This is a genomic window from Streptomyces rectiverticillatus, from assembly GCF_013394065.1.
Lineage (GTDB): Bacteria > Actinomycetota > Actinomycetes > Streptomycetales > Streptomycetaceae > Streptomyces > Streptomyces rectiverticillatus.
On sequence record NZ_CP040752.1, the window covers coordinates 3,669,545 to 3,689,402 of the forward strand.

The following is a 19,858-nucleotide window of genomic DNA, read 5'->3' on the forward strand; positions in this document are numbered from 1 at the left end:
TAAATCGAGAAAGCGGGGCGACGCTCCTGGTCACGACCTTGTGAGCACAGCCCGTGCGGGCTGCCGGAACGACGGCACGTTATCCCGGAGGACAAGAGCAGGGGAAGACTCGGTGTGTGAGACTGGCCCTGTGCCCGAACAAGGAAAAATCACGGTATTTCTGCTCGACGACCACGAGGTCGTCCGGCGCGGGGTGCACGAGATGCTCTCCGTCGAGGCCGACATCGAGGTCGTCGGGGAGGCCGGTACGGCCGCCGACGCACTGGTGCGCATTCCGGCCACGCGGCCGGACGTCGCTGTTCTGGACGTTCGCCTTCCGGATGGCAGCGGGGTTGAAGTCTGCCGGGAAATCCGTTCGCAGGATGAGCACATCAAATGCCTGATGCTCACCTCCTTCGCCGATGACGAGGCACTCTTCGACGCGATCATGGCGGGCGCGTCCGGTTACGTACTGAAAGCCATTCGCGGCAATGAGCTGCTCGCCGCCGTACGGGACGTGGCGGCCGGAAAATCCCTGCTCGACCCGGTGGCGACGGCGCGGGTGCTGGAGCGGCTGCGCGACGGCAAGGCGCCCAAGGGCGACGACCGGCTCGCGAGCCTGACCGACCAGGAGCGCCGGATCCTGGACCTGATCGGCGAGGGCCTGACCAACCGCGTGATCGGCGAGCGCCTGCATCTGGCCGAAAAGACGATCAAGAACTACGTCTCCAGCCTGCTCTCCAAGCTCGGCATGGAGCGGCGCTCCCAGGCGGCGGCGTACGTGGCCCGGCTGCAGGCCGAGAAGCGGTGAATCCGGTGAATCTACGGTAAACCGGTGATTCGGGACCTATGGCCCGCGCCAAAGGGGCGGGTTGTCCCTGGAGGCGGGTGGGGCAGGCGTGCACAGTGGTGCCATGCTCTCCGCGCCGCCCGACCGATACCGAGCCCTCGAACTGCTCGGCCGCACCCCCTACGGCCGCCTTTCGGTCAGCATGCGCGCACTCCCCTTCGTCACCGTCGCCCGCCACATCGTCTCCGGCGAGAGCGTCCTGCTCCGCCTCCACGGCGACTTCGGCTACGCCCAGGCCTGCGACGGCAACGTCGTCGCCTACGGCGCCGACAACCTGAGCGACCGGCGCGAGGGCGACGAGGCGGTGTGGACCGTGCAATTCGTCGGCACGGCACGCCTCTTCATCCCTTCAGGGGAGGACCTGGAGCGCTTCGGCCGGCCGCCCCGTACGGCGGACGCCGCACCCTTCCGGCCCGAATACCTGTACATCGAACCGCAGTTCATCACCCTGCATCACCTTGAAGGGGTCCCCGCGCGACAGGCCGCGCACTCAGCGTGATCTAACATTTGGGACGTGCCACGCTCACTTGTCACCGATGTCCCGCCCACCGCCAAACCCGACATCGGACCCGGCATCGGCACCCTGCGCACCCTGCTGCGCCGCTACGACCGGGCCGGCGAGCCCGTCTCCTGCATCCCCCTGACCGAGGGCCTCCTCAACCGCGGCTACCGCCTCACCACCACCCGCGGCGACTTCTTCCTCAAGCACCACCTCGACGGCGACCAGGCCGCCATCGCCCGCCAGCACGGCGTCACCCTGCGCCTGGCCGCCCTCGGCCTGCCCGTCGCCCCGCCCGTGGCCCGCACGGACGGCACCACCGTCACCGTCCTCGGCGGCCGCTGCTACGCCCTCCACCCGTGGGTCGACGGCCGCCACCGCGACGGCGGCGAGCTGACCCGCACCCAGTCGCGCAAGCTCGGCGCCCTGCTCGGGCACGTCCACACCTGCCTGGCCAAGGTCTGCCGCGAGGAGCCGCCCGACGGCCCGGCGGGTGCCGCAGAAGGCCCTGGAGGGGCCTGTGAGGGCCTGGGAGCAGCCCGGCGGCCCGCGGACGCCTCGGCGGACCCCCAGGACACGTACGCCCTCATCGAGGAGCTTCTCGGGCTCGTACGCCGCGGCGGGGACAGCCGGCCCCGCGACTCCTTCGACGAACTCGCCGAGCACCGGCTGATCGAGCGCCGCGCCCTGCTGGAGCGCCACGCCCACCGCCGCCCCGCCGACGGCACCGCACCCGGCTGGGTGCACGGCGACTTCCACCCGCTCAACCTGCTCTACCGCGGCGGCGAACCCGCCGCGATCGTCGACTGGGACCGCCTCGGGGTGCAGCCCCGCGCCGAAGAGGCCGTCCGCGCGGCCGTCATCTTCTTCCTGCGCCCCGACGGCACGCTGGACCTCGCGAAGGTACGGCCCTACGCGCGCGCGTACCGGCGGGCTAGCGGTGCGGACCCGGCCGAGCTGGGCGCGGCCGTCCACCGCGTGTGGTGGGAGAGGCTGAACGACTTCTGGATGCTGCGCTGGCGCTACCAGCTGGGTGACCACCGCGCGGACCCCGGCTTCCCGGCCTCGGCGGCGCTGACGGTCTGGTGGACGCGGTCGTACGAGGCGGTGCGGGACGCGTTCACGGAGTGACGGCGGCGGCCCCGCAACGACCGAGGGCACCCGATGACGCATCGGGTGCCCTCGCTGTCCGCCGGACCGGCCGGGTTAGTTGCCCGGCGTCGTGCCCGTGGTGCCGGTCTGACCGGCCGTGGTGCCGGTGGTGCCGGTCTGGCCGGTCGTCGTACCGGTGGTGGTGCCGGTGCTGCCCGACTGGCCCGTGGTGGTGCCGGGCTTGTTGTCGCCGCCCGAGGGGTTGGGCGACGGGTTGGGCGGGGTCGACGGGTCGGTCGACGGCGGAGCGCTGGACGGCGGCGCGGACGTCCCGTGCGACGGCTTGCGCCGGCCGGTGCCCTCGTCGGTGTCCGTGGTGTCGTCCTCGCTGTCCGAATCGCGCTGGCGGCCGGTGTCGCCCGTCGTGCCGTTGTGGCCCGCGGAGGGCGTGCTCGGGGCCTCGGGGCTCGGCGAGGAGGAACCGGAGCTGGACTGGCTGACGGAGGGCTTCTTCTTCTCCGTGTGCCCGCCCGTGCCGCCGCCCCCGCTCATCGACTTCAAGGCGTACACCACGCCCGCCACGAGCACGATCGCCACCACGGCGGCGATGAGCAGCATCCTGCCCTTGCCGCCGCCGCGGCCGCCGCCCCCGCCGTAGCCGTCGAAACCGCCGTCGTCGCCGTGGCGGGGCGGCAGTATCGGCTGCTGGGAGGTGTTGCCGCCGTGCTGCGGGTGCTGCATGGCGGTGGTGTGCTGGCCGCCGACGGCGCCCATCACCTGCGTGGCGCCGCCCATGTGGTCGATCGGGCCCGTGTCCCAGGCGCCGGTGTGGGCGCCCGCGTCGTGCAGCATCTGCAGGGCGTACTGGACCAGCCCGCGCATCTCCTCGGCGCTCTGGAACCGGTCGTCCGGGTCCTTGGCGAGGGAGCGCATGACCAGGCCGTCGAGCTCCGGCGGCACGCTGCCGAGGACCTGCGAGGGCGCCACCGGCATGTCCTGGACGTGCTGGTACACGACCGAGAGCGGGGTCTCGCCGGTGAACGGCGGACGCAGCGCCAGCAGTTCGTAGAGCAGGCAGCCGGTGGCGTAGAGGTCCGAGCGGGCGTCGACGGTCTTGCCGAGGGCCTGCTCGGGGGAGAGGTACTGCGGGGTGCCCATGACCATGCCGGTCTGGGTCATGGTGGAGGCCGCGCCGTGCAGGGCGCGGGCGATGCCGAAGTCCATGACCTTCACCGCACCGCTGTTGGTGATGATCACGTTGGCGGGCTTGATGTCACGGTGCACGATGCCGTGCTGGTGGCTGTAGGCCAGGGCCTCCAGCACGCCGGAGACGATGATGAGCGCCTGCTCGGGCGGCGGGGCCTCGGCGTTGAGCAACAGGTCGCGGATAGTGCGGCCTTCAACCAACTCCATGACGATGTACGGCACGACGTTGCGGCCGACGGTGTCCTCGCCGGAGTCGTAAACGGCGACGACCGCGTGGTGGTTGAGCCCGGCGACCGACTGGGCCTCGCGGGTGAAGCGGGCCTTGGACACCGGGTCCTCGGCGAGGTCGGCGCGGAGCAGCTTCACCGCGACCGTGCGGCCCAGGCGTACGTCCTCGGCGGCGAAGACCTCGGCCATGCCGCCGCGGCCCAGCCTGTGCGTGAGGCGGTAGCGGCCGTCCCCGACGAGCCCTCCGTTACCCCACATTTCCGGCACATCGGGCATTCCGCCCTCGTTGGCGTCAGGGTCGGACGGACCCTGGGCGCTCTGCGTCTGTGCCATCAGTCCTCGCCGTCGTGTCTGGCCGCGTCGCGCGGAAGGCGCTGCGGTGGGAAAACGGTCTTCCGCTAAGGCACGCTACAGGTTCCACGGGGCGCGCCGGTCCGGGATGGACGCGCTATCAAACCCGTACGGGCCTGGGCAAGGCAAATCTCGTGACGTCTTGTCGCGCATCCCGTCACGGAACGGGCACGCGGCTTGACGTGCCCGCGGCCTGGGGCAGACTTGGCCGAGATATATCGACAGAACCGACGGAACGGGCCCGCACGGATCACCGTACGGATCGCCGGACCGGCGGACCATATGCCGAATCACATGCCGAACCGTATGCCGAACGGAATGCCGGAACGTATGCCAGGCAGTGCGCCCAAGGGGGAAGTAGAACGATGAGCCAGGACGGCGCACAGGGCCGCTACGCGGGCCGGTCTGTCGGTGGCGGCCGCTACCAGCTCCGCGACCTGCTGGGCGAGGGCGGCATGGCCTCCGTCCACCTGGCCTACGACTCCGTCCTGGACCGTCAGGTCGCCATCAAGACGCTCCACACGGAGCTGGGCCGCGAGGCGTCCTTCCGCGAGCGGTTCCGGCGCGAGGCGCAGGCCGTCGCCAAGCTCACACACACCAACATCGTCTCGGTATTCGATACGGGCGAGGACGACCTCGACGGGTCGACCATGCCGTACATCGTCATGGAGTACGTCGAGGGTCAGCCTCTGCGCTCCGTCCTCGACGCCGACGTGCACCAGTACGGCGCCATGCCGACCGAGAAGGCGCTGAAGATCACCGCCGATGTGCTGGCGGCGCTCGAGGTCAGCCACGAGATGGGCCTGGTCCACCGCGACATCAAGCCCGGCAACGTGATGATGACCAAGCGCGGCGTGGTCAAGGTCATGGACTTCGGCATCGCCCGCGCCATGCAGTCCGGCGTCACGTCGATGACGCAGACCGGCATGGTCGTCGGCACCCCCCAGTACCTCTCCCCCGAGCAGGCGCTCGGGCGCGGCGTCGACGCACGCTCAGACCTGTACTCGGTCGGCATCATGCTCTTCGAGCTGCTGACCGGGCGGCTGCCGTTCGACGCGGACTCCCCGCTGGCCATCGCCTACGCGCACGTCCAGGAGGAGCCGGTCGCTCCCTCCTCGATCAACCGCTCGATCCCGCCGGCCGTCGACGCCCTCGTCGCCCGGGCGCTGAAGAAGAACCCGAACGAGCGCTTCCCGAGCGCCGAGTCCATGCGCGACGAGTGCGCGCGCGTGGCGGGCACGGCGCAGACCGCGCCCTCGCCGATCATCATCGCGGGCGGCCCTCCGGCGCGCAGCGGCGCGGGCGTCAGCTCCGCTGTCTTCCCGCCCGTCGACCAGCAGACCCCTGCACCGGGCCCGGCGGGCGTCCAGACGCCCTACCAGCCCCCGGCGGCCCCCGGGCCGTACAACGGCGGCTACGGGCCGTCCTCGGGCGCTCAGCAGGCCGCCCAGGGCGCCGGGGGCTACCCGACGCCCGTACAGCCCTTCCAGGGCGCCCAGGGCCCCAGCACGCCCCCGCCCTACTCGATCAGCCCCTCGTCCGGGCCGTCGGCCTCCGGCGGGTCGTCGTCGGGCGGCGGCAAGAGCAACAAGCCCGTCATCATCGGCTCCGCGGTCGTCGCGGGCCTCGCGGTCATCGGTGTGATCGCGGCGATCGCGCTGAACGGCGGCGAGAAGAAGGAAGAGGCCGGCAGCGGGGGCACCGCCGGCGGCGCCACCGGCGGCACGCAGAGCCAGGCGCCCGTCACCCCGGGCGGCGGCACGACCACCGGTGGTGGCGGCACCAGCGGCGGCGGTACGACCACGGCGGGCGGGACCACCGGCGGCTCGCAGAGCAAGCACAAAGAGGGCGACAAGAGCAAGACCATCGACCCGGCCAAGTGCACCAAGGCCTACGAGTACTACAGCGACAAGTCGAAGAAGTCCGCTCCCGACTTCCGGTACATGTACATCGACTCGGTGAAGTCGTGCCTGCAGGCCGCGGGCTGGAAGTACCGGATCGACGTGTCGTCCGAGAACACGTGGGGCAAGGGCACGGTACTCAACCAGGTGCCGGCCGCGGGCGACCCGTTCGACCCGAAGTCGCCGTCGGACCAGTTCGTGCTGACGGTCTCGACGGGCGACCCGGCCTCCTGATCAGCCCGATCAGCCCGATCAGCCCGGGCGGGGCCTTCGGGCCCCGCCGCACTTTAGAGGTAAGGACCCGAACGGGCGCCGCCGTGCTGCGGGCCCTCGCCGTCGTCCTCCCCGAGGACACCGGCCGGCAGCGCCCGGCGCATCTGCTCCAGCTGGGCGCGGGCCGCCATCTGCTGGGCGAACAGCGCGGTCTGGATGCCGTGGAACAGGCCTTCCAGCCAGCCGACCAACTGGGCCTGCGCAATGCGCAGTTCCGCCTCGGTGGGCACCGTGTCGTCGGTGAACGGGAGCGACAGGCGCTCCAGCTCCTCGACCAGCTCGGGGGCCAGGCCGTCCTCCAGCTCCTTGACGGAGCTGCGGTGGATCTCCTTGAGCCGGACCCTGCTCGCCTCGTCGAGAGGGGCGGCCCGTACTTCCTCCAGCAGTTGCTTGATCATGCTGCCGATGCGCATGACCTTCGCAGGCTGTTCGACCATCTCCGTCACCGGGACCTCGCGCGACTCGTCGTCGCCCTCCCCGCCGCCGGGGCTGGCGCTGCCGAGAGCCATGCCGTCCGGGCCTACGACCAGGACCTGCGGGCTCTCCTGCGACCGTTCATTCCTCGGCATATCCATGCCGCCATTCTCTCGCACATGTGATTTCCCCCTGTTGATGCCCCCGTACACGCCTGATCCACCGTGCCACACGCTCCGACGCACGCCCCTTTTTCACTCCGCGCGCCCCTTTTCCCCGGTCTTCCCGGGCAGTTCGTCATTTCCGCGGCTTCGCACACGGCATCTCATCGCCTTATCGCCGCCGCCCCGCAACGCGGGGGCTGCGGCCTACCGCGGCCGCCTCAGGCGCAGGGCGAAGAACCCGAGGCCGAGGCCGGTGAGGGCGAGGCCCGTGCCGAGAGGGAGCACGCGCAGCACGCGGTCGCCGTAGGCCGCGGTCCTGGCGTTGCGGGCGGCGGCGGGGCGGGTGGAGACGGGATCGGGCGTCACCGGCCCGAAGGGGCCCTGCGGCTGCTCGGCGGCGCCGCCCGCCTCGTCGGCGGCCGGGGGCCCGATGCCGGGGGCGTCCTCCCCGGGCACGTCCTCGACGGGGCCGGCCGCCTCGCCGGTGTCGCCGGAGGGGGCGCCGGAGGGGCCTGCGGACGGTGATCCGCCGGGCGGACCGGACGGGCCGGACTGACCGGACTGACCGGATATCCCGGAGGGCGAGGGCGGTGCCGTCCGGCCGGGATGGAGGCGGCCCTCGCCCGCGGAGGTCCCGGCGAGCCGGCCGTCACCGGAGCCCGGCGGGGGCGGGGGCGGGGGCGGGGGACGGAGCGTGGGGCCGGGCGCGGTGCCGGCCGGGCCCGGCGGAGGCCGTCCGGGAGACGGATCCGGGGGCTCCAGACCCGGTGCGACGGCGACGACCAGCACGGTGGCCGTGAGCACCGGCCCGGCTATGAACCCGGTCCGAAGACCCGCCCGCAGTCGGCCGCCCATGCCCACGCCGCCTCCCTCGGCTCTCCGCCGGAGCCGCTCGCACCCACCCTCACACGGGGTGGGCGGGGCGGCACGGTGGGTGATTCAGGAGGGTGACCGCCCGCAGACCGGTCGGCCGGATCCATCGGTTCAGACGGTGAGGAGGATCTTCCCCACGTGCGCGCTCTGCTCCATGACGCGGTGGGCTTCGGCAGCCTCCGACATCGGCATCGTGCGGTCCACGACCGGCCGCACCCGTCCGCCGGCGATGAGCGGCCACACGTGTTCCCGCACGGCCGCGATGATCGCCGTCTTCTCGGCCAGCGGGCGGCCGCGCAGGGAGGTCCCCATGACCGCGGCGCGCTTGGTGAGGAGCGCGGCGAGGTCGAGCTCGGCCTTGCGGCCGCCCTGCAGGCCGATGATCACCAGGCGGCCGTTGACGGCGAGGGCGTCCACGTTCCGCTCGAGGTACTTCGCCCCGACGATGTCGAGGACGACGTCGGCGCCGACGCCGCCGGTGACCTTGTGCAGCTCCTCGACGAAGTCCTGCTCGCGGTAGTCGATGAGGATGTCCGCCCCCAGCTCGCGGCAGGCCTCCAGCTTGTCCCCGCTGCCCGCGGTGACGGCGACGCGCGCACCGACGGCCTTGGCCAGCTGCACGGCCATGGTGCCGATGCCGCTGCCGCCGCCGTGGACCAGGAAGGTCTCGCCGGGGCGCAGGTGGGCCACCATGAACACGTTGGACCAGACGGTCGCGGTCACCTCCGGCAGACAGGCCGCCGTGACCAGGTCCATGCCGTCGGGGACGGGCAGGAGCTGGCCCGCGGGGACGCAGACCTTCTGCGCGTACCCGCCGCCCGCCAGCAGCGCGCACACCTCGTCGCCGACCGCCCAGCCGCTGACCCCGGGGCCGAGCGCCGCGATCCGGCCGGAGCACTCCAGACCGGGGTAGGAGGACGCGCCGGGCGGCGGGTCGTAGAAACCCTGCCGCTGGACGACGTCGGCACGGTTGACCGCGCTGGCCACGACCTCGACCAGAACCTCGCCCTCACCGGGTACGGGATCGGGGACTTCGGTCCATACCAGGGCCTCGGGCCCGCCTGGCTCGGGAATGGTGATCGCATACATGGTCGCGAGGCTACCGCCGGGGCACCGGGAAGATCACGGAATATGGGGGCCATGGTGACGCGCAAGATGAACCGGATCTCGCTGTTCCGCACCCTGTGGAACCGCACCCGCGGCGAGGCCGACGACGACGCCGAGGCGGGCCGTTCGATCGTGATGCCCGCCCGGCGCGTCGCAGCGCCGCTGCGGCAGGTGCTGCAGCGGCTGGTCATGGCCCTGCTGGTGCTGGCCGTCACCACGCTGATCGTCTACGCCGACAGCGAGGGCTACCACGACAACTCCGACGGCGGGGTCGACTTCCTGGACGCCGCCTACTACGCGACCGTGACCCTGTCGACCACGGGCTACGGCGACATCACGCCGGTGGGCGACGCGGCGCGGCTGACGAATATCTTGTTGATCACGCCGTTGCGCGTGCTGTTCCTGATCATTTTGGTGGGAACGACCCTGGAAGTGTTGACCGAGCGGACGCGCCATCAGGTGCGCATCCACCGTTGGAGGTCCCGGATGCGGGAGCACACCGTCGTCGTCGGCTACGGCACCAAGGGCCGGCACGCCGTCGAGACGCTGCTCGGGCAGGGCAAGCCCAAGGGTCAGATCGTCGTGGTCGACCCGCAGAAGAAGGTGGTCGACGCCGCGGCGGCCGAGGGCCTGGTGGGCGTCCTGGGCGACGCCACGCGCTCCGAGACCCTGCTGCGGGCGGAGCTGGCGCGGGCCTCGCAGATCGTGATCACGACCCAGCGGGACGACACGGCGGCGCTGGTCACCCTGACGGCCCGGCAGCTGAACAAGGCGGCCAAGATCGTCGTCGCCGTCCGGGAGGACGAGAACGTGCCGCTGCTGCGGCAGAGCGGCGCGGACACGGTCGTGACCAGCTCCAGCTCGGCCGGCCGCCTGCTCGGCATGTCGATGATGAGCCCCAACGTCGGCACGGTCCTGGAGGACCTGCTGACGTACGGGAACGGCCTGGACGTGGCCGAACGCCCGGTCACCAAGCGGGAGGCGGGCCGCTCTCCGCGCGACTGCGAGGACCTGGTCGTGGCGGTGGTCCGTGGGCACCGGCTCCTGCACTTCACGGACCCGGAGGTGGCGACGCTGCAGCTGGCGGACAGGGTGATCACGATCAGGCAGGCCGGGGGGCCCGAAGCGGGTTAGCTCGCCGGGGGGGAGCCCTGAAACTACGGGAGCCCCAGGACCTCCACCACCTCCGCCATCTCCGCCTCCGCGGACCGTCCCGCTCCGCCCGGCGGCACGACCGCCAGCGCGTCGGCCGCCGCCAGCCCCCGCAGCATGGCGGGCCCGTGAAACCGCAGAGGCCTCACCCGGCCGCGGCCGTCGTACGTGACCGGCACGAGCCGGGTATCGGCGGGATGCCCGGACACCGCCTCCACCGGCACGGCCCGCACGGGCTCATCCGCCGCGCGCCCGGTGAGCGTGCACAGCAACGGCTCGGCGAGCGTCAGCAGACCGGCCACCGCGGCGAGCGGATTCCCGGGCAGCCCGACGACGAGGCGCCCGGGCGCGAGCCGGGCGAGCAGCATCGGGTGCCCGGGGCGCACGGCGACCCCGTCGACCAGCAGCTCGGCGCCCAGGCGGTGCAGTGTGGGGTGGACGTGGTCCACGGGCCCGGAGGCGGTGCCGCCGGTGGTGACGACCACGTCCGCGGTGGAGGCGGCGAGCGCCGCGTACAGCCCGTCCGCGTCGTCGCCGATGCGCAGCGCCTCGCCCGGCTCGGCGCCGAGCGCCCGCAGCCAGGGCCCGAGCATCGGCCCGAGCGCGTCCCGGATCAGACCGCCTTCGGGCAGGCCCTCCTGGAGGAGCTCGTCGCCGAGGACGAGCACGTCGACGCGGGGGCGGCGGGTGACGGTCAGCGTGTCGTAGCCGGCGGCGGCCGCGAGGCCGAGCAGGGGCGGCGTGACGACCGTGCCCGCGGGCACGAGCCGGTCGCCCTGCCGGCACTCGCCGGCGCGCGGCCGGATGTCCTGGCCGTGGCTGACGTGCCGGCTGGCCAGCAGCTCGCCCTGCACGGTGACTTCGCCGTGCTCGCTGCGGAGCACGGCCGTCGCCCCGGCCGGGATGCGTGCGCCCGTGGCGATCCGCAGGGCGTGCCCGTCGCGCAGCGGGCCCGTGCCGGGGCGGCCGGCGAGGACGTCCTGTTCGCCGGGTGGGGGGAGGCGCCAGGGGCCGGGGCCGGAGACGGCCCAGCCGTCCATGGCGGAGGTGTCGAAGGAGGGCAGGTCGGTGAGGGCGACGAGCGGTTCGGCGAGGACTTGCCCGAGGGCGTCGCCAAGGGGCCGCTCCTCGGCGGGGAGGGCTTCGGCCGCCGCGGCGGCGACGGCACGGGCCGTGGGCCAGGGGGTGGCGTGGGGGTTGGCGGTGGCGTCGGCCGTCATGTGGCGGGCCCGCTTTTCGTCCTCGGCGACGTCGATGAAGGGGAAGGCGTCGAAGGCGGGGGCGGGGGCGGTCTCGTCCTCGGGACCGGGCCTGCGGTGCGGGGCGCCGGCGCTCCGTCCGCCGTCGACCACGCCGCCCCCGACGGGTATCTCGTCGAACGGGAAGTACGCGAAGGGGGCTTGGGCGCTGCCGCGCGGGGCGGGCCGCTCGGCGCGGCGCTCGGCAGGGCGGGCGTGGTGGCCCCGCCGGTCGTCGGCGAAGAGGGCCAGTGCCTCGTCCGTCGCCCGGTCGAGCGAGGAATCCGCGTCGGCGTCACTCATCGCGCCCCGTCGACCTTCCTGTCCACACCGTCCCCGGAGGACGCCCCGGGTCCGTCACCGCCCTCCCAGACCGGACCACCGTCAGCGAACCCACCGGCCGCAGGGCCCCCGGGCTTCCCGGCAGCGCCACCGTCGGCAGCCTTCCCGGCCAGGCCGCCCCCGGCGCGCTTCCCGGCGACGCCGTCCACGGCGGACTCCGCAAGCAGACCGTCCCGGGACGACTTCCCGACCACGTCGCCCTCAGCCGACGTGCCGACCGGACCGTCCCCGGAACGCTTCCCGACCACGCCGTCCTCGGCCGACGTGCCGGCCAGGCCGTCCCCAGCACACTTCCCGACCACGCTGCCCTCGGCCGATATACCGGCCAGGCCGTCCCCGGTGCGCTTCCCGGCCGCACCGCCGTCGGCAGCCTTCCCGGCCAGGCCGCCCACGGCGCGCTTCCCGGCGACGCCGTCCACGGCGGACTCCCCGACCAGACCGTCCCCGGAACGCTTCCCGACCATGCCGTCCTCAGCCGACGTGTCTGCCAGGCCGTGCCCTGCACGCTTCCCGGCCGCACCGCCCACGGCGGACTCCGCAACCAGGCCGTCCCGGGAGGGCCTCCCGGCCACGCTGTCCTCGGCGGACGCCGCACCCGTGCCGCCCCCGGCGGGCCTCGCCGGCGTGCCCCCTTCGGCGGTAGCCGGCCCCGCGGCAGCCGGCCCCGTGGCCGCTTCCGCTGCCCACCGGTGGGCGAGCGCCACGGCCTTGCGGGTCGCTTCGGCCACCGCTTCGGGGCCGCCGCCCGCGCGCCCCGCGGCGTAGCCGACGAGGAACGTCGTCAGGGGCGCGGCGGGGCGGGCCACGCCGTGCGCGGCGTCGCGTGCGAGGTCCAGGAGGGCGGTGGTGTCGACGTCGAGGTCGATGCCGAGTTCGGCCTTGGCCGCGGAGATCCATTCATCCAACACGCTCCCATCGTCCCTGATGCGCGCGCGGGCGGTGGCGACGTCCTCCCAGGTGTCGCAGTCGAAGGAGGCCGTCGGGTGCGCGAACCGGCCGAGGGTCAGCTCGTCGGTGAGCAGCCGCAGGGGCAGCCCGGCGAGGCCGCCGTGCTCGGCGGCGAGCAGCGCCAGCTCCCGGCGCAGCGGCTCGGTGCGGTAGGCGGCGACCAGCGGCTGGTCGCGCCCGTCGAAGTCGGTGAGCAGGACGCCCTCCACGTACGGACCGCCGGTGGCCGCCGCGGCGAGCAGCGCCCGTACGGTCTCGGCCCGCAGGAACGGCAGGTCGGCGGAGAGCACGAGCGTGGTCGCGGAGGCCGTCTGGCGCAGGCCGGCGGCGAGCCCGGCGAGGGGTCCGCCGCCGGGCGGCTCCTCGCGGGCCCACCGCACGTGCCGCACGGTGGGGCGCCGGGGCCCCACGACGACGGTCTCCTCGGCGTCCGCGCACGCCTCCAGCACCCGGTCCAGCAGCGTCCGCCCGCCCACGCGCAGGGTGGGTTTGTCGGCGCCGCCCAGTCTGCGGGCCGCGCCACCGGCGAGCACTACGGCGTCGTAACCAGTCACCCGACGAGTATGGCCGTTCGGGGCGGGCCGAAAGCTCAGAGAGAGCGCAACAACACAGCGGGCTGCTCGACGCAGTCGGCCACGTACCTCAGGAAGCCTCCCGCCGTGCCGCCGTCGCAGACCCGGTGGTCGAAGGTGAACGACAGCTGCACCACGTGCCGTACCGCCAACTCCCCCTGGTGGACCCAGGGCTTGGGGACTATCCGGCCGACGCCGAGCATCGCCGCCTCGGGGTGGTTGATGATCGGCGTGGAGCCGTCGACGCCGAACACGCCGTAGTTGTTCAGCGTGAACGTGCCGCCGGTGAGCTCGGCCGGGGTCAGCGTGCCGGACCGCGCGGCCTCGGTGAGGCGGGCGATCTCCTCGGAGAGGCCGGCGGCGTTGCGCAGGTGGGCGTCCCGGACGACGGGGACGACCAGGCCGCGCTCGGTCTGGGCGGCGAAGCCGAGGTGGACGCCGGGCAGGCGCACGATCTCCCGGGCTTCGGTGTCGACGGTGGCGTTGAGGTCGGGATACCGGGCGAGGGCGGCCGTGCAGATGCGGGCGAGCAGGGCCAGGAGGGAGATCTTCGGCCCTCCCCCGGCGTTCATGGCCCGGCGGGCGGCGAGCAACTCGGTGGCATCGGCGTCCACCCAGCAGGTGGCGTCGGGGATCTCCCGCCGGCTCCGGCCGAGCTTCTCGGCGACGGCACCGCGCAGCCCGCGCAGGGGGATGCGCTCGGTGCCCGCCTCGCCGGGGGCGGCCGCCGCGATGGGCTCGGGGGCGGCCACGCCCACGGACCCGGCGGCACGCACGGCGCGCTCCACATCGGCGCGCAGAATCAGCCCGTCCCGCCCGGTCCCGGTCAAGGCCCGCAGGTCGAGCCCGTGTTCACGGGCCAGCTTCCGGACGAGGGGGGAGACGACGGGAACGGGGCCGGTGGAGCCGGAAGGTCGTGGCCGGGCCGCGGCCACGCCCGCACGCCGCTCTCCGGGCACGGCCGGAGACGACCCCGGGCCTGCAAGGTCACCGGCAGCCCCGGCCACCCCCTCCGCCCCAGCGGCGCCCGGCCCGTACGAACCTGACCGGCGGTGCCCACTTGCCCCCAGGCCGTCCCGCCCGGCCGGACCCCCGCCCGAAGGATCACCGGAAGCCTCAGCCGTCCCCTCCGCCGCAGCAGCGCTCAGCCCGTACGAACGCGACGGGCGATGCCCGCCCGCCTCCAGGCCGCCGCCCGGCCTCGTCGGCCCCCCGGCAGCAGGGTCGCCGGCAGCCTCTGGAGCACCCGGCGCCGCCGAGCCGCCCGTGGACCCCCCACCGGAGGTGGCCCCCGCACCGGAGGCGCCCCCGGACCCACCGGCCTTCGGCCGGACACGGCGGCGCCGCGCCGCAGGCGCCCCCGTGCCGTAGCCCACGAGCACATTGCCGGAGGCCTCCGCCGCGGGGCCCGGCCCCGTCTCCGCGGGCGCTCCGACGGCGACCGTCAGCAGCGGCGCCCCCACGGGAAGCTCCGCGCCCTCCTCGCCGAAGCGCGCCGTCACCACGCCCCCGTACGGGCAGGGGACTTCGACCATCGCCTTGGCCGTCTCGACCTCCACGACCGGCTGGTCGACGGCCACGACCTCGCCGACCTCGACCAGCCAGCGCACGATCTCCGCCTCGGTGAGCCCCTCGCCGAGATCGGGCAGCCGGAATTCCTTGACCTCGGGCATCAGCTCTCCGCCTCCCACTGCAGCCGTGCGACCGCGTCCAGCACCCGGTCGACCCCGGGCAGGTGGTGCCGCTCCAGCATCGGCGGCGGGTACGGGATGTCGAAGCCGGCGACGCGCAGCACCGGCGCCTCCAGGTGGTGGAAGCAGCGCTCGGTGATCCGGGCCGCGATCTCCCCGCCGGGGCCGCCGAATCCCGTCGACTCGTGGACGATCACGGCGCGCCCGGTGCGCCGGACGGAGGCGCAGACCGTCTCCTCGTCGAAGGGCACGAGGGAGCGCAGGTCGACGACTTCGAGGTCCCAGCCTTCGGCGACGGCCGCCTCGGCCGCCTCCATGCAGACCGGCAGGGACGGGCCGTACGTGATGAGCGTGGCGGAGGTGCCGCGGCGGCGGACGGCGGCGCGCCCTATGGCGGGCACCGCCTCGGGCGCCTCGGCGTCCCACTCGGCCTTGGACCAGTAGAGCCGCTTGGGCTCCAGGAAGACGACGGGGTCGTCGGAGGCGATCGCCGCGCGCAGCAGCCCGTAGGCGTCGGCGACGGTGGCGGGGGTGACGACGTGGAGGCCGGGGGTGGCCATGTAGTACGCCTCGGAGGAGTCGCTGTGGTGCTCGACGCCGCCGATGCCGCCGCCGTAGGGCACGCGGACGGTGAGCGGCATGGACACGGCGCCGCGGGTGCGGTTGCGCATCCGGGCGACGTGGCTGATGAGCTGCTCGAACGAGGGGTAGGCGAAGGCGTCGAACTGCATCTCCACCACGGGCCGCAGCCCGTACATGGCCATGCCGACGGCCGTGCCGAGGATGCCGGCCTCGGCGAGCGGGGTGTCGGTGCAGCGGTCCTCGCCGAACTCCTTCACGAGGCCGTCGGTGACGCGGAAGACGCCGCCGAGCGCCCCGACGTCCTCTCCGAGGACGTGGACGGCCGGGTCCTCGGCCATGGCGTCGCGCAGGGCCCGGTTGAGGGCCTGGGCCATGGATGAGGGCCGGGCTCCGGCCCTGACAGCCGCGGTGGTCATCGCTGCGTCCCTTCCGGGGAGTCCGGGGCGGCTTCCGCTGCGGCGTCGAGCTCGGCGCGCAGCAGCTCGGCCTGCTCCCGCAGTTGGGTGGTCTGCTCGGCGTAGACGTGGGTGAAGAGGTCCATGGGGTCCAGTGCGGGGTCCTGGTTCATGCGCTCGCGCAGATCGGCGGCCATGTGCTCGGCCGCCTCCCGCTCGGCGGCCATGCCGGCCTCGTCCAGGAGCTTGCGTGCGGTCAGCTCGTGTTCCAGCAGGGCGATGGGGTCGTGGCCCCGCCAGGTCTCGACTTCGGCGTCGCTGCGGTAGCGGGTGGCGTCGTCGGCGTTGGTGTGGGCGTCCATGCGGTAGGTGACGGCTTCCACGAGGGTGGGGCCGCCGCCTTCGCGGGCCCGCCGCACGGCCTCGGTGAGGACCTCGTGGACGGCGGCGGCGTCGTTGCCGTCCACGAGCCGGCCGGGCATGCCGTAGCCGACGGCCTTGTGGGCGAGCGAGGGGGCCGCGGTCTGCTTGGCGAGCGGGACGGAGATCGCGAAGCCGTTGTTCTGCACGAGGAAGACGACGGGGGCCTGCCAGACGGCGGCGAAGTTCAGCGCCTCGTGGAAGTCGCCCTCGCTGGTGCCGCCGTCGCCGACCATGGCGAGCGCGACCACGTCGTCACCCTTGAGGCGGGCGGCGTGGGCGAGGCCCACCGCGTGCGGCAGCTGGGTGGCCAGCGGGGTGCACAGCGGTGCGATCCTGTGCTCGTGGGGGTCGTATCCGGTGTGCCAGTCGCCGCGCAGGAGCGTGAGCGCCTGGACGGGGTCGAGGCCGCGGGCGACGGCGGCGAGGGTGTCGCGGTAGCTCGGAAAGAGCCAGTCCTGCTCCTGCAAGGCGAGCGCGGCGGCGACCTCGCACGCCTCCTGCCCGGTGGAGGAGGGGTAGACGGCGAGCCGGCCCTGGCGGGTGAGCGCGGTGGCCTGGGTGTTGTATCTCCGGCCGCGGACGAGGTGGCCGTAGAGCCGGAGCAGCAGCCCGGCGTCGAGCCCGTCCGCCGCCTCGGTGCCCAGCACGCGATACGGCTCCGCGTCGGGAAGCAGGGGTGCGGGATCGGTGCGGGGCCGCCAGGCGGGGGGCGGGGTGGGCCGGTACGAACCGGGCTGCTCCAGAACCGTCATGACGAGCACCTCCTTTGTGGGGACGGGCTTGACCGGACGTGCGGCGAAATCCCGCCGACGCCCTCCCTACCGATTGTTCGGTCGTCGGCACATTTTGGCTACAGGCGGCCCGAGCCTGTGGACAAACGGTTCTCCACAGCCTGAGATATGGCCAGGACGTCCAAGAGGGGGAGGCGGGACGCCATGTCGGACGAACAGATGGCCTTCACCGGGAGCAGGGCACCGGCGCGGCCGCTGGACGAGATAGACCGCGCCATCCTGCGCATGCTCCAGGCCGACGGCCGCGCGTCGATACGCTCCGTCGCCGAGCGTGTGCACGTCTCGCGCGCCAACGCCTACGCCCGGATCAACCGGCTCATCGACGACGGGGTGATCCGGGGGTTCAGCGCGCGGGTCGACCAGGAGCGGGCGGGGCAGAGCGCGTCGGCGTACATCACGCTGAAGATCGTGCAGAACTCCTGGCGCACGGTCCGCGACAAGCTCCTGAAGCTGCCGGGGGCCGCGCACATCGCCCTGGTCAGCGGGGACTTCGACGTGCTCCTGCTGGTGCACACCAAGGACAACCGCGCCCTGCGCGAGCTGGTGCTGACCCGCATCCAGTCCATGGACGAGGTGCTCAGCACCCGCACGCTGCTGATCTTCGAGGAGACGGACCTCGAGGAGAAGGGCTAGTCCCGCCCGGGGGTGCGCAGGCCCGCGAAAGCCGTCAGCACCACCGCATCGGCCACTTCTTCGCTGGTCGCCGCCCCGCCGTGGCCGGGGCGGTACCACTCCACCACGGAGTTGATCATCCCGAAGAGCAGCCGGGTGGCCAGCCGTGCGTCCACGTCCGCCCGCAGGTCGCCGTCGGCCGCCGCCTGCTTGAGCAGGTCGGCGACGCGGTGGTCGAAGTCGCGGCGGCGCTCCATCGCCCAGCGCTCGGTGTCGGTGTTGCCGCGCACGCGCAGCAGCAGCGTCACGTAGGGCAGCTCGGCCATGAGCACCTCGACGGTGCGCCGGGTGACGTACTGCAGGCGGTCGACGGCGCGTCCTCCGGTCGCCCCCGGCTCGTCCAGCACGGCGAAGAGCCCGTCCAGGGCGCGGCTTATCGCGAGCCGGAGCAGCTCTTCCTTGCCCTTCACGTGGTGGTAGATGGAGGACTTGGAGATTCCGGCCGCCTTGGAGAGGTGCTCCATGGACGTACCGTCGTAGCCCCGCTCGTTGAACACCTCGACGGCGACCGCGAGCAGCGATTCGGGCGTGTAGGTGTCGCGCTTGGCCATGGTCACGATTACAGCACCCGTGCCTCTCGGTCCGCACGGCGCCTCAGGGCCCGCGACGGCGCATAGCGCTCGCCCGCCCCCTCGTCGTGCAGGTTGTACAGGAAGTTCCACAGCCAGACCGCGCCGAGGCGGTCGGCCCACTCCAGGGGGCCGCCCGGATAGTTCACGCCCAGCCGCATGGCCTGGTCGATGTCCTCGGGGGTCGCCACCTCGCGGGCGGCGGCGTCGACGGCGAAGTCCACGATCATCGCGACGGTCCTCCCGACGATCAGGCCTGGGACGTCGTCGATCACGCTGACCGCCTTGCCGAGCGCCTGCAGGAGGCCCGTGGCCTCCCGGACGTCCCCGGGTGCGGCGTCCGCGGACGGGGCCAGGGCGATGCGGGTGGCGGCGCGGTAGTCGAGCGACAGGTCGAAGAAGATGCCGCGCTCTCCCGGAGGGCCCTCCAGGGCGGCGGAGCCGTCAGTCAGGGCCAGGCACGCACCGCCGGGCAGCCTGATGTGGCCCCCGGAGGCCGGTCCGTCCCCCTCCACGGTGACCTTGATGCCCGCCTCCCGGATCATCTCCACCAGGGCGGCGGCGGGCCCCAGGCCGCCCGTGACGCGGACCACCGCCGGGGCGTCCTGCGGCTCCGCGGTGTGCGGCAGGGGCCGCTGCGCGTCCGCGGAGTGGTCGAACCACCCCCGCCCGCTCTTGCGCCCCAGCAGTCCCGCCTCCACCAGCCGGCGCTGGGCCAGCGACGGCCGGAACTTCGGGTCGTGGAAGAACGACTCGTAGACCGAACGGGTGACGGCTTCGTTCACGTCCTGGCCGATGAGGTCGGTGAGCTCGAAGGGCCCCATCGCGAACCCGCCGCACTCGCGCAGCACGGCGTCGAGGGTGGCGGGGTCCGCGGCACGCTCCTCGTACAGCCGGAAGGCTTCGGCGTAGAAGGGCCGGGCGACGCGGTTGACGATGAATCCGGGGGTGTCGGCGCAGGTCACCGCGGTCTTGCCCCACGCGGCCGCCGTGGCCGCCGCCCGCTCGGCGGCAGCCGCGTCCGTGGCGAAGCCCCGGACGACCTCCACCAACGGCAGCAGCGGTGCGGGGTTGAAGAAGTGCAGGCCGACGAAGCGGCCGGGGAGCCTCAGGCCGCCGGCGACGGCGGTCACCGACAGGGACGAGGTGTTGGTGGCCAGCAGGCACGTGTCGGGAACGACCGATTCCAGCTCGGCGAACAGCTTCTGTTTGGCGTGCAGTTGCTCGACAATCGCCTCGATGACGAGCGCGGAGTCGGCGAGTTCGGCGAGCCGTGCGGCGGGCTGCAGACGGGCGAGAGCAGCGTCCCGGCCGGCCGCGTCGAGCCTGCCCTTGTCCACCAGGCGGCCGAGCCGGGCGGCGATCGCCCGCGCCGCCTCCTGCGCACGGCCGGGCGCGGCGTCGTACAGCCGCACGGGGTGGCCCGCGGCCAGGGCGACCTGGGCGATGCCCTGGCCCATGGTGCCGGCGCCGACGACGGCAACGGTGCCGGCCGGGTCGATTGCGGTCATGGCAGTGATCCTCCCCGAAGTGTTTTTCCACAGGT

Annotated in this window: 16 protein-coding genes and 1 pseudogene; 6 read left to right on the forward strand and 11 right to left on the reverse strand. The window is 73.4% G+C overall.

Annotation, left to right across the window (positions count from 1 at the left end; genetic code table 11):
* Positions 1-130: 130 nt before the first annotated feature.
* From FGW37_RS15835 to FGW37_RS15845, 3 genes are all read left to right on the forward strand, one after another.
* Positions 131-790 carry a response regulator gene (locus FGW37_RS15835; protein WP_058047412.1) on the forward strand — a complete coding sequence of 220 codons (660 nt, stop codon included), beginning with the start codon at positions 131-133 and terminating at the stop codon, positions 788-790.
* A 103-nt stretch (positions 791-893) separates the two neighbouring features.
* On the forward strand, positions 894-1,328 hold the full coding sequence (locus FGW37_RS15840; RefSeq protein ID WP_179081638.1) for a pyridoxamine 5'-phosphate oxidase family protein: 435 nt from the start codon (positions 894-896) through the stop codon (positions 1,326-1,328).
* Positions 1,329-1,343: 15 nt separating this feature from the next.
* Positions 1,344-2,459, forward strand: a complete 1,116-nt coding sequence (locus tag FGW37_RS15845) for a phosphotransferase (protein ID WP_425506539.1) — start codon at positions 1,344-1,346, stop codon at positions 2,457-2,459.
* Between the two features lie 75 nt (positions 2,460-2,534).
* Here the strand turns inward: FGW37_RS15845 and FGW37_RS15850 are convergent, their stop codons facing one another.
* Entirely contained in the window at positions 2,535-4,187 is a 1,653-nt protein-coding gene (locus FGW37_RS15850) for a protein kinase domain-containing protein (protein WP_179081639.1), read from the reverse strand.
* A 383-nt stretch (positions 4,188-4,570) separates the two neighbouring features.
* Here FGW37_RS15850 and FGW37_RS15855 point away from each other — a divergent pair, with 383 nt between their 5' ends.
* Positions 4,571-6,340 carry a protein kinase domain-containing protein gene (locus FGW37_RS15855; RefSeq protein WP_179081640.1) on the forward strand — a complete coding sequence of 590 codons (1,770 nt, stop codon included), beginning with the start codon at positions 4,571-4,573 and terminating at the stop codon, positions 6,338-6,340.
* 53 nt (positions 6,341-6,393) lie between these two features.
* Here FGW37_RS15855 and FGW37_RS15860 read toward each other — a convergent pair whose 3' ends face one another.
* The 3 genes from FGW37_RS15860 to FGW37_RS15870 form a co-directional block, all read right to left on the reverse strand.
* Complete coding sequence (locus FGW37_RS15860) at positions 6,394-6,954, reverse strand: bacterial proteasome activator family protein (RefSeq protein WP_168091711.1); 561 nt, start codon at positions 6,952-6,954, stop codon at positions 6,394-6,396.
* Between the two features lie 207 nt (positions 6,955-7,161).
* On the reverse strand, positions 7,162-7,812 hold the full coding sequence (locus FGW37_RS15865) for a hypothetical protein (RefSeq protein WP_179081641.1): 651 nt from the start codon (positions 7,810-7,812) through the stop codon (positions 7,162-7,164).
* Positions 7,813-7,941: 129 nt separating this feature from the next.
* Positions 7,942-8,919 (reverse strand): NAD(P)H-quinone oxidoreductase, encoded by a 978-nt coding sequence (locus tag FGW37_RS15870; RefSeq protein WP_179081642.1) that lies wholly within the window; start codon positions 8,917-8,919, stop codon positions 7,942-7,944.
* 51 nt (positions 8,920-8,970) lie between these two features.
* Here FGW37_RS15870 and FGW37_RS15875 point away from each other — a divergent pair, with 51 nt between their 5' ends.
* On the forward strand, positions 8,971-10,071 hold the full coding sequence (locus FGW37_RS15875) for a potassium channel family protein (protein ID WP_179081643.1): 1,101 nt from the start codon (positions 8,971-8,973) through the stop codon (positions 10,069-10,071).
* 23 nt (positions 10,072-10,094) lie between these two features.
* On the opposite strand, the gene FGW37_RS15880 is transcribed toward FGW37_RS15875, so the two are convergent.
* From FGW37_RS15880 to pdhA, 5 genes and pseudogenes are all read right to left on the reverse strand, one after another.
* Entirely contained in the window at positions 10,095-11,630 is a 1,536-nt protein-coding gene (locus tag FGW37_RS15880) for a molybdopterin molybdotransferase MoeA (RefSeq protein ID WP_179081644.1), read from the reverse strand.
* A gap of 704 nt (positions 11,631-12,334) precedes the next feature.
* Positions 12,335-13,171, reverse strand: a pseudogene (locus tag FGW37_RS15885) (NTP transferase domain-containing protein); the annotation flags it as partial.
* Between the two features lie 35 nt (positions 13,172-13,206).
* A complete protein-coding gene (locus FGW37_RS15890; protein ID WP_179081645.1) occupies positions 13,207-14,862 on the reverse strand; it encodes a dihydrolipoamide acetyltransferase family protein in 1,656 nt (551 codons plus the stop codon).
* Positions 14,862-15,878: an alpha-ketoacid dehydrogenase subunit beta gene (locus FGW37_RS15895; RefSeq protein WP_179081646.1), complete on the reverse strand. Its 1,017-nt coding sequence runs from the start codon at positions 15,876-15,878 to the stop codon at positions 14,862-14,864. The genes FGW37_RS15890 and FGW37_RS15895 overlap by 1 nt, the downstream gene beginning before the upstream one ends.
* The gene (gene pdhA, locus FGW37_RS15900) at positions 15,875-17,032 is read right to left on the reverse strand and encodes a pyruvate dehydrogenase (acetyl-transferring) E1 component subunit alpha (RefSeq protein ID WP_179081647.1); all 1,158 of its coding nucleotides are present in this window, start codon (positions 17,030-17,032) and stop codon (positions 15,875-15,877) included. The genes FGW37_RS15895 and pdhA overlap by 4 nt, the downstream gene beginning before the upstream one ends.
* 183 nt (positions 17,033-17,215) lie before the next feature.
* On the opposite strand from pdhA, the gene FGW37_RS15905 reads away from it, so the two are divergent.
* Positions 17,216-17,704 carry an Lrp/AsnC family transcriptional regulator gene (locus FGW37_RS15905; RefSeq protein ID WP_179081648.1) on the forward strand — a complete coding sequence of 163 codons (489 nt, stop codon included), beginning with the start codon at positions 17,216-17,218 and terminating at the stop codon, positions 17,702-17,704.
* Here FGW37_RS15905 and FGW37_RS15910 read toward each other — a convergent pair.
* Positions 17,701-18,300 (reverse strand): TetR/AcrR family transcriptional regulator, encoded by a 600-nt coding sequence (locus FGW37_RS15910; RefSeq protein ID WP_179081649.1) that lies wholly within the window; start codon positions 18,298-18,300, stop codon positions 17,701-17,703. The two genes, FGW37_RS15905 and FGW37_RS15910, sit on opposite strands and share 4 nt — an antisense overlap.
* Positions 18,301-18,302: 2 nt before the next feature.
* The gene (locus FGW37_RS15915; protein ID WP_179081650.1) at positions 18,303-19,823 is read right to left on the reverse strand and encodes a 3-hydroxyacyl-CoA dehydrogenase; all 1,521 of its coding nucleotides are present in this window, start codon (positions 19,821-19,823) and stop codon (positions 18,303-18,305) included.
* Between the last annotated feature and the right edge of the window lie 35 nt (positions 19,824-19,858).